At 68.9% G+C, this 15,582-nt stretch carries 11 protein-coding genes and 1 tRNA gene; 2 read left to right on the forward strand and 10 right to left on the reverse strand.

The window, feature by feature from the left end; translation table 11 throughout:
- Window positions 1-80 precede the first annotated feature (80 nt).
- The 3 genes from nusG to L978_RS08530 all read right to left on the reverse strand — a co-directional run bounded on the left by nusG (window position 81) and on the right by L978_RS08530 (window position 1,543).
- Window positions 81-1,115: a transcription termination/antitermination protein NusG gene (gene nusG, locus L978_RS08520; RefSeq protein ID WP_047522345.1), complete on the reverse strand. Its 1,035-nt coding sequence runs from the start codon at window positions 1,113-1,115 to the stop codon at window positions 81-83.
- Window positions 1,116-1,157: 42 nt separating this feature from the next.
- Window positions 1,158-1,430, reverse strand: a complete 273-nt coding sequence (secE, locus tag L978_RS08525) for a preprotein translocase subunit SecE (RefSeq protein WP_017201518.1) — start codon at window positions 1,428-1,430, stop codon at window positions 1,158-1,160.
- A 40-nt stretch (window positions 1,431-1,470) separates the two neighbouring features.
- Window positions 1,471-1,543 (reverse strand) — tRNA-Trp (locus L978_RS08530).
- Window positions 1,544-1,738: 195 nt separating this feature from the next.
- Here L978_RS08530 and L978_RS08535 point away from each other — a divergent pair.
- Together L978_RS08535 and L978_RS08540 are read left to right on the forward strand one after the other, a co-directional pair.
- Entirely contained in the window at window positions 1,739-3,562 is a 1,824-nt protein-coding gene (locus L978_RS08535; RefSeq protein ID WP_047522347.1) for an HSP90 family protein, read from the forward strand.
- Window positions 3,563-3,585: 23 nt separating this feature from the next.
- Window positions 3,586-6,390: a hypothetical protein gene (locus L978_RS08540; RefSeq protein WP_047522348.1), complete on the forward strand. Its 2,805-nt coding sequence runs from the start codon at window positions 3,586-3,588 to the stop codon at window positions 6,388-6,390.
- 8 nt (window positions 6,391-6,398) lie between these two features.
- Here L978_RS08540 and poxB read toward each other — a convergent pair whose 3' ends face one another.
- From poxB to L978_RS08575, 7 genes are all read right to left on the reverse strand, one after another.
- Window positions 6,399-8,123: a ubiquinone-dependent pyruvate dehydrogenase gene (gene poxB, locus L978_RS08545; RefSeq protein ID WP_047522350.1), complete on the reverse strand. Its 1,725-nt coding sequence runs from the start codon at window positions 8,121-8,123 to the stop codon at window positions 6,399-6,401.
- Window positions 8,124-8,267: 144 nt separating this feature from the next.
- Window positions 8,268-8,705, reverse strand: a complete 438-nt coding sequence (locus L978_RS08550; protein WP_047522352.1) for a pyridoxamine 5'-phosphate oxidase family protein — start codon at window positions 8,703-8,705, stop codon at window positions 8,268-8,270.
- A gap of 112 nt (window positions 8,706-8,817) precedes the next feature.
- Window positions 8,818-10,182 carry an NAD-dependent succinate-semialdehyde dehydrogenase gene (locus tag L978_RS08555; protein ID WP_047522354.1) on the reverse strand — a complete coding sequence of 455 codons (1,365 nt, stop codon included), beginning with the start codon at window positions 10,180-10,182 and terminating at the stop codon, window positions 8,818-8,820.
- 59 nt (window positions 10,183-10,241) lie between these two features.
- Window positions 10,242-11,708, reverse strand: a complete 1,467-nt coding sequence (locus L978_RS08560; protein WP_047522356.1) for an NAD-dependent succinate-semialdehyde dehydrogenase — start codon at window positions 11,706-11,708, stop codon at window positions 10,242-10,244.
- 22 nt (window positions 11,709-11,730) lie between these two features.
- Window positions 11,731-13,278 carry an APC family permease gene (locus L978_RS08565; protein ID WP_047522358.1) on the reverse strand — a complete coding sequence of 516 codons (1,548 nt, stop codon included), beginning with the start codon at window positions 13,276-13,278 and terminating at the stop codon, window positions 11,731-11,733.
- Window positions 13,278-14,162, reverse strand: coding sequence for a universal stress protein (locus L978_RS08570; RefSeq protein ID WP_047522360.1), 885 nt, complete (start codon window positions 14,160-14,162; stop codon window positions 13,278-13,280). Before L978_RS08570 ends, L978_RS08565 begins: the two co-directional genes overlap by 1 nt.
- Window positions 14,162-15,544 carry a flavin monoamine oxidase family protein gene (locus tag L978_RS08575; RefSeq protein ID WP_047522362.1) on the reverse strand — a complete coding sequence of 461 codons (1,383 nt, stop codon included), beginning with the start codon at window positions 15,542-15,544 and terminating at the stop codon, window positions 14,162-14,164. The genes L978_RS08570 and L978_RS08575 overlap by 1 nt, the downstream gene beginning before the upstream one ends.
- Between the last annotated feature and the right edge of the window lie 38 nt (window positions 15,545-15,582).

Here is a 15,582-nt window from a genome sequence, read left to right on the forward strand (position 1 = left end):
GGACGGGGGGACGGGGGGACGGGGGGACGCGAGAACGGCCGCCCCGAAAGGGACGGCCGTTCTCGTGAAGGATGTGTGCGTCAGACCATCTTGGTGACCTGGTCGAACGACAGCTCGACCGGGGTCTCGCGCTCGAAGAGCGAGACGAGGACCGTGAGCTTGCCGCTCTCGGGCTTGATCTCGCTGATCGAACCGGGAAGCCCCGCGAACGAGCCTTCCTTGATCGTGATGGTCTCGCCGACCTCGAAGTCGACCTCGGCGGGGAGCGGACGAGCGACGGCGACGCCGCCCTTCGACGCGATGTTCTTGGCCGTGGGGACGTCCTTGACCTCGACGAGCGACTTCAACATGTTGAAGGCCTCTTCGAAGCGCAGCGGCGTCGGGTTGTGAGCGTTGCCCACGAAGCCGGTGACACCCGGGGTGTGACGCACGACCGACCAGGTGTCTTCCGTGAGCTCCATGCGCACCAGCACGTAGCCGGGGATGCGCACGCGGGTGACCATCTTGCGCTGGCCGTTCTTGATCTCGACCACGTCTTCCATCGGGACCTCGACCTGGTAGATCTCGTCCTCGACCTCGAGCGTCGACTTGCGCTGCTCGATGTTGGCCTTCACCTTGCGCTCGAAACCGGCGTAGGAGTGGATGACGTACCACTTGCCGGGGAGCATGCGCAGGTCCATACGGAAGGCCTCGTACGGGTCTTCTTCCGCACCCTCGTCCGCCGCGGAGTCCTCGTCGCTCTGGACTTCATCGGCACCGACCTCGGGACCGTCGTAGGGGGTGACCTCTTCGGCCGCAGCCGCGTCGTGGTCGGCGGCCTCTTCGGCCACAGATTCGTTGAGGACCTCAGCGGCAGCCTCAGACTCTGCCGCTTCGTCCAGGTTGAGAGCGTCGTTCACGATCGCGTCCGCCTCCGGGTCGTCGATGTCGATGTCGATGTCTTCCGTGCCGTCTTCTTCGCCGTCTTCGCCTTCGACGTGGACCGCGACGTGCTCGGCCGAGGTGACCGAGAGCTCCTCCGCGGCGAGGACGTTGCCCTCCTGGGCCTCGTCCTCCTCGCTGGACTGCTCTGCGGCGGTCGCCCAGTCGGCGTCGTCGGAATATCGTTCAGACACGTTGCTTCTTCTCCATAGCTGCGGCGTGAGCCGCGGGGGTCATCAGCCAGGGATTCCGAACACCCAGTGCGTCACGAATGCGAACAGCGTGTCCAAGCCGTAGACGATGCCCATGACGATGATCACGAAGACGAGCACGACACCGGTGAACTTGAACAGCTCCTTGCGAGTCGGGGTGACGACCTTGCGGAGCTCGGCGATGACCTGGCGGATGAACAGGGCGATGCTCCCGAAGAACCGGGAGAAGGGGTTGCCCTTCTTCTCGCGGGTGGCGCCGGCCGCGACGACCTCGCCGCGCGGTTCGTCCTGATCCATCCTGAATGTACCTTTCGTGTGTCAGCGTTGCGCTGACGCGCAGGGCGGACAGGAATCGAACCTGCAACCTGCGGTTTTGGAGACCGCTGCTCTGCCAATTGAGCTACCGCCCTAGAGACCGGGAGGTCTCGGGGTGTTCTCCCCATTCTGCCGCCGTGACCGTGGTCGGGAGACCCCAGGCATGGCGAAAGAATGCAGACAACAACTGCCCCACAAGCATACGGCATCGATCCGGTCGCGCCGAACCGGGATCGCGATGGCGTGTTCTTGTTAGGCTCGGCGAGCGTGTGCAGGAGGAGGGAGCGCCGGTGAGCGCTGAAGTGCAGCAGTTCCAGGTGGATCTGCGCGGAGTCGTCGATCTGCTCAGTCGACACATCTACTCCAGCCCCCGGGTGTACCTGCGGGAGCTTCTGCAGAACGCCCGCGACGCGATCACGGCGCGTCGCGAGGTCGACGGCGGGGGCGGACGCATCCGGATCACTCCGCTGACCGCCGAGAGCGGCGAGTTCGTGCTGCGCGACGACGGCGTGGGGCTCACCGTGACCGAGGTCGCCGATCTGCTCGCGACCGTCGGCCGAAGCTCCAAGCGCGACATCTTCGACCTGCCGCGCAGCGACTACCTCGGACAGTTCGGCATCGGACTGCTGAGCTGCTTCATGGTCGCCGACACGATCGTCATCCGCTCCCGCAGCGCCCGCGGCGGGGCCTCCGTGGAGTGGACGGGAAGTGCGGACGGCACGTTCCAGGTGGCCGAGATCGACGAGGAGCTGCCGATCGGCACCAGCGTGCATCTCGTCCCGCGCTTCGACGCCGGAGACCTGCTGCGCCCGGCCAGCGTGCACGAACTGGCGACGACATTCGGGGAGTTCCTGCCGGTGCGGGTCACGATCGACACCACCTCCGGCGACATCGACATCACCCGGGATGCGCCGTTCCTCGAGGCCGCGCAGGACCCGGAGGCCGCCGTGAGCTACGGACGCGACCTCCTCGGGGCCGGCCCTCTCGATGTCATCGAGCTGAGCGAGCCGGCCACCGGCACCCGCGGCCTCGCCTACGTGCTGCCCTACGCCCCGCCTCCCGGTGCACGTCAGGCGACGCGCATGTATCTGGGACGGATGCTGCTGTCCGAGCGCGTCGACGACGTGCTGCCCGAGTGGGCCTTCTTCGTCCGCGCCGTGGTGGATTCCACCGGGCTCGCACCCACCGCGAGCCGGGAGTCGCTCGTCGAGGACGAGGCCCTGGAGCGCGTGCGCGAGCAGCTCGGCGCCGGCATCCGCCGCTGGGTGCTCGAGCTCGGACTGAGCGAGCCGCACCGCCTGGCGCAGTTCGTCGCCGTGCACGAGGTCGGACTGAAGTCGCTCGTCCGCCACGACGAGGAGTTGGCCCGTTTCATCTCCCGCTGGCTGACCGTCGAGACGACGCACGGCACCCTCCGGATCGGCGACCTCGTCGAGCGTCACCCGCACATCCGGTACGCGAACACCGTGGACGAGTTCCGCCAGGTGGCCGGCATCTCCCCCGGCGGCGAGGTACTGGTCAACGGAGGGTATCTCTACGACGCCGATCTGATCCGGATGCTTCCCGACCTGTACTCGCACGTCACGGTCGAGCAGGTCGATGTGACCGCCGAGCTGGACCGCCTCGATCCTCCGCCTCTCGACGACCGCGATGCCGCCGTCGCACTGGAGGCCCGCGCCGAGGCCGTGCTCACGGCATCCGGATGCTCCGTGGTGGTGCGCTCCATCGACCGCCCCGACCTCGCAGGACTCTACGTCGCCGACCCCGAGGTGCTGCGCGCGATCGACCGCGGCCGCACCAAGGGTGTCACCGGGGCGCTCTGGGGCGGGGTGCTGGACCGCATCGACCGGACGCTGTCGTCCGGACGCCAGGAAGATCTCCGTGCACGTCTGTGCCTGAACTGGTCGAACCGTGTTGTCCGCGCGCTGGTGCGCGTGCACGACGACGCCGTGTTCGCCCGCACGGTGCAGCTCCTCTACATCCAGGCGCTGCTCGCCGGGCACCATCCGCTCGCCGACGCCGACCGCGCGCTCATGACGAGTGCGCTCGCCGATCTCGTCTCGCTCTCGGCCGGCCTCGAAGGGGATCAGATCCCCTTCGACGACGTCCGCTGACTCTCCATCGAAGGGTTCCGTCCATGGCACGTCCGAAGAAGCGCTTCCAGCAGCTGATCGAGGAGATCGATCGCACGCCCTGGGGCCCCGCCGAGCAGGCCCTCGTCGCGGAAGCCGTGGCGTTGGCGGTCGAGGTCGGCGACGAGCGCCTCGAGTACGAGGCGCGGATGCGGCAGACGGCTTCGGCCAACATGGGCGGCGCGACCGACGTGATGCTGAACTCGTTCGCGTGGTGCCTCGCGCACCATGACGCGGATCCGCAGCGGTTCCCCGCCGACCTCGACAACGGCGGCGCCGACCTGATGTGGCAGTTCAAGTGGATGGCCTCGTCGTTGCGGTCCTCGCCCGCGTTCTCGCAGGAGCAGATCGCCGCCGTGCTGGACGACATGGAGGCGCACTACCGCGCCGCCGGACTCGGCCTGAGCGGCGTGCTCACCGCACGCTTCGAGGATGCCTGGGACGCCGGTCGCATGGACGATGCCGAGGCGCTGCGCGTGCAGCTCGAGGCCACTCCCCGCGACGACCACAGTCACTGCGACGCCTGCGGTCGCAGTCAGGTCGCCGGCTTCTATGCGGACACCGACCGCGACGACGAGGCGATCCGGCTGGTCGAGGAGATGATCGAGGGCGGCTTCTCCTGCGGCGAGGAGCCGGAGCATGCGCTCTCCCGGGCCCTGCTCCCCTACCTCCGCGCCGGCCGCCCGGCGGAGGCGAAGACCGCCCACCTGCGCAGCTACCGCCTGGCGAAGGACAACCCGGACAACCTCCGCATCGTGGCCAACAGCATCGTCTTCGCCGCGATCACGGGCAACGAGGCGCGGGCACTCGCCATGGTGGAGAAGCACATCGCCTGGCTGGCGCACGACGGACTGAACGTCGACGCGCATTTCGCCGCCCTCGCCGCCCTCGCCGTGGCCCTGGACCGGGTCACCGCCGCGGGGCACGGCGACACCCCCGTGCGCGGTGCGGACGCTCCCTCCCTCGTCCCGTTCTTCGGCGCGCACGACGGCCCGTGGAGCGCGACCGACCTCGCTGCAGCGGCCTGGTCCGCCGCAGAGCGGATCGGCGCCGCGTTCGACGAGCGGGACGGGACCCGGGGACACGCCCGCAGTCTGGAGCGGATGCGCGCCCTCGCCACGGAGCAGTACGACGTGCCGATCCGCTCGGATGCGTTCGTCGCCCCGACCCCGTCTGCCGCCCCGGTGGATACGGACGGCTGGTTCGAGCGCGCGATGCAGCTCGCCCAGTTCGGGGCCGAGCACGAGACCCTCGACGCTCTTCCCCGGGCTCTCGCGGTGGAGGAACCCGACAAACGCGCCCAGCTGCTGTCGATGCGTCTCGGCATCCTGATCGCCCTCGACCGCGCCGAGGAGGCCCTGCAGCTGCTGCCCGAGCGCATCGCCGCGCTCCGGGCCGCCGGACGCGACGAGCAAGCCGCACTGGAGGAACGCCTGGAGCTCGCGACCTTCGGGCTGAACACCCCCGAGACGACCGCCGCGCTGGAAGAGGCGATCTCCGACGCCGCTTCGGCTTCGCTTCCCGCCTGGTCGCGCGGTGACCTCGCGATCAGCCGCGCCGCACTGCACCTGCAGGCCGGCGAGGCGGATGCGGCACTGGATCTCGCAGAGGTCGCCGCCCGCTCGTTCGCCGAGGCCGAGGACGTGCGCCTCTCGAACACCACGACCCTGCTGGCGATCTCGGCGGTGCTCAGCAAGGGCGACCTGGAACCGGCGATCACGTTGCTCGACCGCTTCCTCGCCCAGGACGACCTCAGCACCGGGCACCGGGCACAGGCCCTGCAGATCAGGGCGCGGGTGCGCGGCGGCACCGACAACTACGTCGAAGGCGCCACCGATGCGGACGAGGTCTGCCGGCTGCTCGCCGAGCTGGGAGCGACCCGCGCGCTCGGCGATGCGCACCTGCTCGCCGGCGCCCTCTGGGAGGACGCGGAAGAGCCCGAGAAAGCCGTTTCGCGCTACCGTCTCGCGTCGCGGATCGCCGGAGAGGCCGGGGGTGACTCCACCGGTGTGGACTTCCGTCTCGCGCGCGCCATGCTGCGGGTCGGGGATGCGGAGGAAGCGGCCGAGCTGTTCGGCGACGTGCTGCAGCGGGAGGAGATCGCGGAGGTGGCCGCCGGCTCGCGCGCGATGACCGCATCGATGCTGGCCCGCGCCCTGGGCGCGGCCGGTGAGTTCGGCCAGGCCGTCGGGGCGCACGGCTACGCCTCCGAACTGTTCGGCCAGGCCGAGGAGCACGCCGATCAGGCGATGTCGATGACCGAGCAGGCCAAGATCCTCGCACGCTTCGACGAACAGGAGGACGCGATCGGGCTGCTGGAGGCGGCCGCCGAGATCGTGCGCCGCGCGCCCGACGCCGTCGGAGCGCTGACCGAGGTACTGCACAGTCTCGGGCAGGCGTACGGCGGTCGTGGTGACGAGCGGGCGTTCGCGCTCTTCGACGAGGTCGCCGCGCTCGCGCAGCAGCACGAGGCGGCGTGGCTCCTCGCCGATGTCACGGATTCGCGCGGTCGCGCTCTCGCCGAGCTCGGCCGGATCGACGAGGCGGTCGCGGCCGCGCTCACCGCCGCCGACGGGTTCGCCGCGCTCGGAGACCTGGGCTCTGCAGGGAGCTCTGAGCTGTTCGCCGGACGCGTGCTCGCCGGAAACGACAGGTCAGCCGATGCGGTACCCGTCTACCGCAGTGCGATCGAGCACGCCGCCGGCCACCCTCCCCTGCTGCAGGTGGCCGCACTCGAACTCGGCAACGTCTTCGAGTCGCTCGGTCGGCACGGTGAAGCCGCCGAGATCCGTTCGCACCTGGAGAGCTGAGCGCCCGCTCAGAAGAGCTGGCGCCAGTTCGCCCTGGCGAGATCGACGAGCTCGTCTCCGCGCCCGGACATCACCGTGCGGATCGCGTACAGCGCGAAGCCCTTGACCTGAGCGGCCTCGATCGCCGGCGGCATCGACAGCTCCTGCCGTTCCGTCACCACGTCCAGCAGGGCGGGGCCGTCGTGGGCGAGCACCTCGCGCACGGCCTCCGGCAGATCCTCGCTGCGCTCCACACGACGGGCGAAGATCCCCATCGCCTCGGCGATCGCGGCGAAGCTGGGGTTCTCCAATCCGGTCCCGTACGTCACGAAGCCCGCGGCCTTCATCTCGAGCTCGACGAAGTTCAGCGACGAGTTGTTGACCACGATGGTCTTCACGGGCAGTTCGTTCTGCGTCAGGGTCAGCAGCTCACCGAGCATCATCGAGAGACCACCGTCACCCGCGAGGGCCACGACCTGTCGGTCGGGGTGGGCCACCTGCGCCCCGATCCCGTGCATCAGCGCATTGGCCATCGAGCCGTGCGTGAACGAACCGATCAGCCGGCGGTCCTGGGTCATCGACAGGTAGCGTGCCGCCCACACGGTCGGCGACCCCACGTCGGCGGTGAAGATCGCGTCGTCGGTCGCGTACTCGTCCAGGAGCCGAGCCAGATACTGCGGATGGATGGGGCGGTCGCCCTTCGCGGGCACCGCCAGCTCGTCGAGCTTCTTGCGCGTCTTGCGATAGTGGGCGGTGGCGTCGTCGAGGTGGCTCCGGTCGTCCTTGCGTGCCAGACGCGGCAGCAGGGCATCGGCGGTCGCGCGCACGTCACCGACCAGCCCCAGATCGAGGGGATGCCGCTTCCCGAGCTGTGCACCCCGGATGTCGACCTGGATCGTCTTCGCATTGTCCGGATAGAACTGCTCGTAGGGGAAGTCGCTGCCCAGCACGAGCAGGGCGTCGGCGGCCTCCATCGCGCGGAACCCGGAGGCGAAGCCCAGAAGCCCCGTCATCCCGACGTCGAAGGGGTTGTCGTACTCGATGAACTCCTTGCCGCGGAGGGCGTGCACGATCGGCGCGCCGAGCGTGTCGGCGAGGGCGATGACCTCGTCGTGGGCGCCCTCCACACCGGCACCCGCGAGGATCGTGACGCTGTTCGCCGCGTTCAGCAGCGTCGCCGCCTTCTCGAGCTCCGCAGCGCTCGGCACGATCACGGGGTGGCTGCGCTCGATCACGACGGCGCGATCGTCGGCGATGTCGGCGAGGGCGACGTCCCCCGGGATCACGAGCACCGCGACGCCGCGCTCCTCGATCGCGGCGCGCATGGCGATCTCCAGCAGGCGCGGCATCTGCGCGGGGTCGGCGACGTACTCGACGTACACGCTGCACTCGCGGAAGAGCTCCTGCGGATGCGTCTCCTGGAAGTACCCCGTGCCGATCTCGGAGGTGGGGATCTGCGCGGCGATGGCGAGCACCGGCACACGCGAGCGGTTCGCATCGTACAGTCCGTTGATGAGGTGCAGGTTGCCCGGTCCGCAGGATCCTGCGACGACCGCGAGCTCTCCCGTCGTAGCGGCATCCGCAGCGGCGGCGAACGCGGCGGACTCCTCGTGTCGCACGTGCACCCATCGGATCGTGCCGTCCTTGCGCAGGGCGTCCGTGAAGCCGTTCAGCGAGTCCCCGGGGATGCCGTAGACCCGGTCGATCCCATTGGCGTGCAGAGTCTTGACGATGTTCTCAGCGACGTTGGCCATGCTTCGACCCTACGCCCGGGCACCCACACGAAGGAGATCTCATGCTCTGAAGGAGCGAATGCTGTCTTCGCTCCTTCAGAACGGGAGTTCTCCTCCAGGATGTGAGATCTCCTTCGGGACACGCGCCGTGCAGTGCCGGTGCGGTCAGTACTCCTGGGGACCGTCGCGCTCCGGCTCGGCACTGCGGCGGAACGCCCGCCCCGAGACCGAGGTCGGGGCGATGCGCACGAAGACGCGCTTGAGGGTGGGGATCCAGGGCCGGAGCCCCGCGGCCTCCGCCCGCTGCACGTCGGCATCCGACTCCAGTGCGGTGGCGTACCCGCGGATGATCACGCTCCAGGCATCCGTGTCGGTGTGGTCGTCGACCTCGAACAGCACGTCGGTGTTGACGGTCAGCTCGAACAGCTTGCTGCCCGGCGCGGTGCGGAACAGGATGCCTTCGCCGTCGACCACGTAGTTCACCGGGAAGATGTCGATCGTGTCGCCCACATGGGTGACGAGTCGTCCCAGTTCCTGCGTGCCGAGCAGCTCCCAGCTCCGGTCCGAGGTCAGGGTCTCGATGGGGTCGGTGTGCGCGCTCATGCCGCCATTGTCTCCCACTCGATGTCTCCACCGACAGGCCATTCGTCACGCGTTCCGATGACGGCACGCGAACGGCCCCTCGCGGTCTGCGAGGGGCCGTTCATCGTGGCGCTCAGCCGATGCGGATGAGCTTCTTGTTGACGAACTCGTCGGCGGCCAGGTGGCCCAGCTCGCGGGCCGTGCCGCTGCGCTTGACACCGCCGAAGGGCAGCTCGGGGCTGTCAGCCAGCACGAGGTTGACGTAGACCATGCCCGCCTCGATCTTGTCGGCGACGCGCTCGGCCTGCTCGGCATCCGTGGTGAAGACGTACGAGCCGAGACCGAACGTGGTGTCGTTCGCGAGCTCGACCGCAGCGTCCTCGTCCGCCACACGGTAGACGACGGCAGCGGGCCCGAAGAGCTCCTCGCGGTACACGTTCATCTCGGGCGTCACGTCGGCCAGCACGGTCGGAGCGAAGAACGTGCCCTCGCGCGTTCCGCCGGTGAGCAGGGTCGCCCCCTGCTCGACGGCCTGGTCGATCTGCTTCTGCAGGGTGACCGCGGCCGTCTCGGAGGACACCGGACCGAGGACCGTGTCGTCGAGCATGGGGTCGGTCGCCTCGACCGCCGCCATCGCCGCCGTGAACTTCTCGACGAAGGCGTCGTACAGCCCGTCCACCACGATGAACCGCTTCGCGCCGTTGCAGGCCTGTCCGTTGTTGTCCAGACGAGCATCCACGCCGGCCTGCACGGTGGCGTCGAGGTCGTCGGTGGAGAGCACGATGAACGGGTCGGAGCCACCCAGCTCCAGCGCGACCTTCTTGAGGTTGCGGCCGGCGATCTCGGCGACCGCGGCGCCGGCGCGCTCGGAGCCGGTGAGCGAGACACCCTGCACGCGCGGGTCGGCGATCATCGTCGCGATCTGCTCGTTCGTCGCGAGCACGTTCTGGTAGGCGCCCTTCGGGAAGCCGGCATCGTGGTAGATCTTCTCGATCGCGGTCGAGGACTCCGGGCACTGCGGCGCCGGCTTCAGCAGGATCGTGTTGCCGACGATCAGGTTCGGGGCGGCGAAGCGGACGATCTGGTACGCCGGGAAGTTCCACGGCATGATGCCGATGAGCGGCCCGAGCGAGGAGCGGCGGATGACGGCCGAGCCCTCCCCCAGGATCGCGATCGGCTGGTCCGCCATGATCGACTCCGCCTGGTCGGCGTAGTAGTCGGCGATGTCCGCGGCGAAGTCGACCTCGCCGAGCGCGGCCTCACGGGGCTTCCCCATCTCGCGCACGAAGATGTCGGCGAGCTCTTCCCGTCGCTCGCGGTGCAGCTCGGCAGCGCGGTGCAGGAGCGCGGCGCGCTCGGCGACGGTCGACGAGCGCGACCACTCGCGGTGGGCTTCGTCGGCGGCGGCGACGGCCTCCTCGATCTGAGCGTCGGTGAAGGTGTCGAAGGACGCCAGCGTCTCTCCGGTGGCGGGGTTGATGACGGCGTAGTCGGTCATGACATGTCCTCTCGTGTGGTGGGGCGGGGGCCCGACGGCGCGGGCCCCGCGCATCGGAATCAGGAGACCGGGATCAGCGTGTACTTGGTGGACAGGTACTCGTGGATGCCCTCGAACCCGCCCTCGCGGCCGACGCCGGACTGCTTGACGCCGCCGAAGGGGGCAGCCGCGTTGGAGACCACGCCCACGTTGAGACCCATCATGCCGGTCTCGAGCTTGTCGATCATCCGCTGTCCGCGCTGCAGGTTCTCGGTGAAGACGTACGAGACGAGCCCGTACTCCGTGTCGTTCGCCAGGTGCACGGCTTCGTCCTCGGTCTCGAAGGTCGCGATCGCGAGCACCGGTCCGAAGATCTCCTCGCGGAGGATCGCGCTCCCGGCGACGACATCGGTGAGCACGGTGGGTTCGTAGAACGTGCCCGTGCCCTCGACGGCCTTGCCACCTGCGAGGAGGGTCGCACCGCGTCCGACCGCGTCGTCGACGAGCTCGCCGGCCTTGGCGACGGCATCCGCGTCGATGAGCGGACCGATCGCGACGCCGTCTTCCGTGCCCCGACCGATCTTCATGCTGTTGACACGTTCGGTCACGCGCTTGGCGAACTCGCCCGCGACGTCCTTGTGCACGATGAAACGGTTGGCCGCGGTGCAGGCCTGTCCGATGTTGCGGAACTTCGCGGCGAGCGCCCCGTCCACGGCCTTGTCGAGGTCGGCGTCGTCGAACACCACGAACGGCGCGTTGCCTCCGAGCTCCATCGACACGCGCAGCACGCCCTCCGCCGCCTGAGCGATCAGCTTGCGGCCGACTTCGGTCGAACCCGTGAACGACAGCTTGCGCAGACGCGGGTCGGCGATGATGGGTGCCGAGAGCGCGCTGGACTTCGACGTCTGCACGACGTTGACCACGCCCGCGGGCAGTCCGGCCTTCTCCAGCAGCGAGACGAAGAAGATCGTGGTGAGCGGCGTGAGTGCCGGGGGCTTGATCACGACGGTGCAGCCGGCGGCGAGCGCGGGGGCGATCTTGCGCGTCGCCATGGCGAAGGGGAAGTTCCACGGCGTCACGAAGAAGGACGGTCCGACCGGGCGCTGCGACACGACCATGTGGCCGGTGCCCTCCGGGTTGATGCCGTATCGGCCGCTGATGCGCACGGCTTCCTCGCTGAACCACCGCAGGAACTCGCCGCCGTAGCCGACCTCACCCCGGGCCTCGGCGAGGGGCTTGCCCATCTCGAGGGTCATGAGCAGGGCGAGATCCTCCTTGTGCTCCTGCACGAGGTCGAACGCCCGACGAAGGATCTCGCTGCGCACGCGAGGAGCCGTCGCAGCCCAGTCGTCCTGAGCAGCGACCGCGGCGTCGAGCGCACGGATGCCGTCTGCGGGCGTCGCGTCGGCGATGGTGCGGATCACGGCACCGGTCGCGGGATCCTGCACGTCGAAGGTGCCGCCGGTCTCGCCGTCGATCCACTGACCGCCGATGAAGAGACCGGTGGGGATGCTGTCGAGGAGGGCCTGTTCGGTCTGGGTGCTCATGATTCTCTTTCTGTGAGGAGGGCTAGGAGCGCGGGCGTCGGCTGGGCGGTGCGTCGATGCTCAGCGTCTGTCCGCGGAAGAACGCGGGCCGTCGGACCGCGTTCCAGATCATGACGACGATGCCGACGACGATGATCAGCATCCCGAGGATGAAGACGATGCCGACGCCGCCGATCTGCGAACCGGACCCGTAGGCGGGGTCCATCGAGTCGATCAGCGTGGTGAAGAACAGCACCGCGAGGATCGCGCCGCCGACGAGCGGGAACAGGAACGTGAAGAAGAAGTTCCGCGTCGAGTCGAACCACTGCTTACGGAAGTACCAGACGCACGCGAAGGCGGTGATCCCGTAGTAGAAGCAGATCATCATGCCGAGCGTGAGGATGGTGTCCCACAGCGTGTCCTCGCTGACCACGCGCATGACGGCGTAGAAGGCCGATGCCACGATCGCCGAGACGATCGTCGCGTACCCGGGCGTGAAGAAGCGCGGGCTGACCTTCGCGAACGACTTGGGCAGCGCGCCGTAGTGCCCCATCGCGAGCAGCGTGCGCGCCGGTCCCACGAACGTCGACTGCAGCGACGAGGCCGAGCTGGTGAGCACGGCGAGCGAGACGAGGAACGCGAGCGGACCGAGGATCGGGCCGGAGAGGTGGAAGAAGACGTTCTCCTGGATGTCCTCGTTGCCGAGTCCCAGTGCACCGGTTCCGACGCCGGCGAACATGATCATCGCGACGGCGAGCAGCAGGTACAGCGAGACGATCGTGAGCACCGTGAGGGTGGCCGCACGCCCAGGGGTCTTCTCGGGATCCTTGGTCTCCTCGTTCATGGTGAGCGTGACGTCCCAGCCCCAGAAGATGAAGATCGAGAGCGAGAGGCCGGCCGCGATCGCGCTGAACGACGAGATCGCGAAGGGGTTGAACCAGTTCAGATCGAACGGCTGGTAGTCGAAGCCGTTGCCGCCGACGGCCTGGACGATCGCCGAGATCGCGAAGAAGACGAGGACGAGGATCTGGAAGCTCACCAGCCAGTACTGCAGCTTCTGCGTCGTCTGCATGTCGCGGTACGAGACCCAGGTCGCGCCGAGCATGAACAGCAGGCACACGCTGATGTTGATCCAGGTGACGCTCGCCAGCCCGGCGATGTCCGGATTGCCGGTGATCTGCGAGATGAGGAGGAACAGGAAGTCGACCGCGATGCCGGCGAGGTTCGACAGCACCAGGATCGTGGCGACCACCAGGCCCCAGCCCGCCATCCAGCCGACCCACGGCCCGAAGGCACGGGCAGCCCACGTGAACGAGGTGCCGGAGTCGGGCATCCGGTTGTTCAGCTCACGGTAGCCGAAGGCGACCAGGAGCATCGGGATGAACCCGACGAGGATGATGGCGGGGATCTGCGACCCCACCGTGGACGCCACCGGGCCGACGGCCGCGGTGAACGTATATGCGGGCGCGATGCACGAGATGCCGATCACGACCGCGCCGATGAGGCCGACCGTTCCGGCGCTCAGGCCCTTCGTGGAGATACCGGTGGTGACACCGGATTCGGGCTCCGTCGCCCGGTTGGTGCTGCTCATCAGCGTTCTCCTGCCTCGTTGCGGGTGCGCGGGACGACGATCATGGGGACGGGGAGCTCGTGCAGCATCTTCGCTGCCGTGGACCCCAGGAAGAGACGACGGGGCTGGGCCAGGCGGCTGGAGCCGACGAGGACGACCTCCCCGGGAAGCCAGTGGAGCTGCGCGACGGCATCCTCGACGGAGTCGCCCGGTGCCTTCTCGACCGCGGCGGTGCGACCGTCCGGCAGCAGCTCCGTCGCCACCGCCAGCACCTCCTGCGCGTGCGTGTCGCCGACCGTGCGGATCGCGCCGGTGTCGAGCCCCGGAGGCACGTCGAACGGCACGAGGGACACGAGTCGGAGATCGACACCGCTGTCGCCGGCGATGGCCACGGCCTCGTCGAGAAGGGCGTCGGCGCCCGGTCGCGAGCCGACCGCGACGGTGACGCGCGGGATCACGTGGTCGTCCTGCTGCGCGGTCCCCACGGGGGCGAGGGCCACCGGGATCGTCGATGAGTGCAGGAGCTCGGAGGCGACGCTGCCGAGACGGTGGCGTCCGAAGATGCCACCACCCGCTGCGCCGATCACGATGACCCTGGCGCCGAACTCCTCACCGGCGGCGATCAGCCCTTCGGCGAACGACTCGGAGAAGCGCACGTGACCGCTGCGGGTCAGCTCCTGCGGGAGGCTGACCACGGCCTCGCCGAGCCACTTCCTGGCCTGCGCCCTGATGTGCTCCTCGTAGGCCCGCTCCGGCGGCACCGCGGCGTTGCGCGTGCCCTCGTTGGGAAGCACGATCACCAGGTGCAGCGTCGCGCCGAGGCTGCGGGCGAGCCGCGCACCGAGGGCGGCAGCATCCGCTCCCGCATCCGTCGCCGTGTACCCCACGACGACCGCGCCGCTCATCAGCCGACGCTCTCTGCGGAGCCGTTCTCACGGCTTGCTTCGACGATGTTCGAGGCCACCAGGTGCCCCATCCGGATCGCGCCGTCCACGTGCTGGTACCCGGCACCGGCGATGTCGCTGCAGGCGAAGTGGATCGGGCCGACGGGGGTGCGGAGATCCGCGCCGTACCGGTGCAGGCCGCCCATGTCGAAGCTCGCAGCATAGGCGCCGCGCGTCCATTCCTCGCTGCCCCAGTCGCTCTCGTAGTAGACGACCGGGTTCTTGGCCTCGGGACCGTAGTAGTGCGACAGCGACTCGAGGATGCGCTCCTTGCGCTCCTCGGCCGAGAGCTCGAAGACCCCGTCGGCGTTGGCGTCGGACACGAAGCCGACCAGGGTGCCGCGCTCATCGCCGTGGTTCGTGTTGTCATAGGCCTCGTGCGAGAGCTCGTACGGGCTGAACGCGGTGCCGCTGAGGCCCTGCTCGCGCCAGAATGGACGGTCGTAGACCGCGTGCACCTTGATGACGAAGCCCATCGAGAGGTGCTGGTGCAGCTGGTGCTGGCGGCGCGGCAGCGGCGGCACGAACGAGATGCGGCTGTACAGCACCGGCGCGTGCGCGAGGATCGCATGGCGGGCACGGACCGTGAGGTCGTCGGTGGTGGCGACGACGCCGGCATCCGACCACTCGAGGCTGCGCACGGGCTGGTTGAGGAGCACATCGTCGCCCAGACGCTCGGCGAGACGCAGCGGCACCTGCTGGAGCCCGCCGACGACCCGCTTGTCGAGGATGAAGTCGGCATCCACGAGGTTCGAGTAGGAACCGGCGGACGAGGCCATCAGCAGCGACTGTAGCAGCGAGAACGCGTGCGTCGGCTTGGTGAGCATCGCGGATCCCGTGGCGAAGGCCAGGTTCCGCACGGCCTCGTCGTCGTCGGTCTGCTGACGCAGCCACGCATCCCAGGTGATGGAGTCCCAGTCGGCGGCGCTCGGGTGCGCCCAGGGACGATCCGGGTCGATCTCGGCGACGAGCGCATCCAGGATGTCGGTGATCCGAGCGATCTCCGCCTCGGTCTCCGGGGCGACGGGGAACATCTCGCCGGTGAAGCGGTGCACCTGCCCATCGGGTCCGATGTAGACGCTGTCCCCTTCGCGGTAGCGGCTGTAGGTCTCGAGCCCCAGCTCCTCGATCGCGTCCTTGAGCGCATCCTGATCGGGCGAGACCCACTGGCCGCCGATCTCGAGCATGGCGCCGTCGATGACGTCGGTCCACAGTCGTCCGCCGACGCGGTCGCGGGCTTCCAGCACGGCGACCGACAGGCCGGCCTTCCGGAGGTCGTTCGCCGCCGTGAGCCCTGCGGCTCCGGCACCGATGATCAGTACATCGCGGGTGATCTCAGACATCTGCAACTCCTTCGTTGGGAAGTAGTGCCGGTCGCGAC

Origin of the sequence: Microbacterium sp. ZOR0019 (assembly GCF_000800925.1) — a bacterium.
In the GTDB taxonomy this organism is placed as follows: Bacteria; Actinomycetota; Actinomycetes; order Actinomycetales; family Microbacteriaceae; genus Microbacterium; species Microbacterium aurugineum.

Coding starts and splice junctions, on each gene's coding strand:
- secE (WP_017201518.1), bottom strand. CDS start 1,430: ATGGATCAGGACGAACCGCGCGGCGAGGTCGTCGCGGCCGGCGCCACC.
- L978_RS08540 (WP_047522348.1), top strand. CDS start 3,586: ATGGCACGTCCGAAGAAGCGCTTCCAGCAGCTGATCGAGGAGATCGAT.
- poxB (WP_047522350.1), bottom strand. CDS start 8,123: ATGGCCAACGTCGCTGAGAACATCGTCAAGACTCTGCACGCCAATGGG.
- L978_RS08550 (WP_047522352.1), bottom strand. CDS start 8,705: ATGAGCGCGCACACCGACCCCATCGAGACCCTGACCTCGGACCGGAGC.
- L978_RS08555 (WP_047522354.1), bottom strand. CDS start 10,182: ATGACCGACTACGCCGTCATCAACCCCGCCACCGGAGAGACGCTGGCG.
- L978_RS08560 (WP_047522356.1), bottom strand. CDS start 11,708: ATGAGCACCCAGACCGAACAGGCCCTCCTCGACAGCATCCCCACCGGT.
- L978_RS08565 (WP_047522358.1), bottom strand. CDS start 13,278: ATGAGCAGCACCAACCGGGCGACGGAGCCCGAATCCGGTGTCACCACC.
- L978_RS08570 (WP_047522360.1), bottom strand. CDS start 14,162: ATGAGCGGCGCGGTCGTCGTGGGGTACACGGCGACGGATGCGGGAGCG.
- L978_RS08575 (WP_047522362.1), bottom strand. CDS start 15,544: ATGTCTGAGATCACCCGCGATGTACTGATCATCGGTGCCGGAGCCGCA.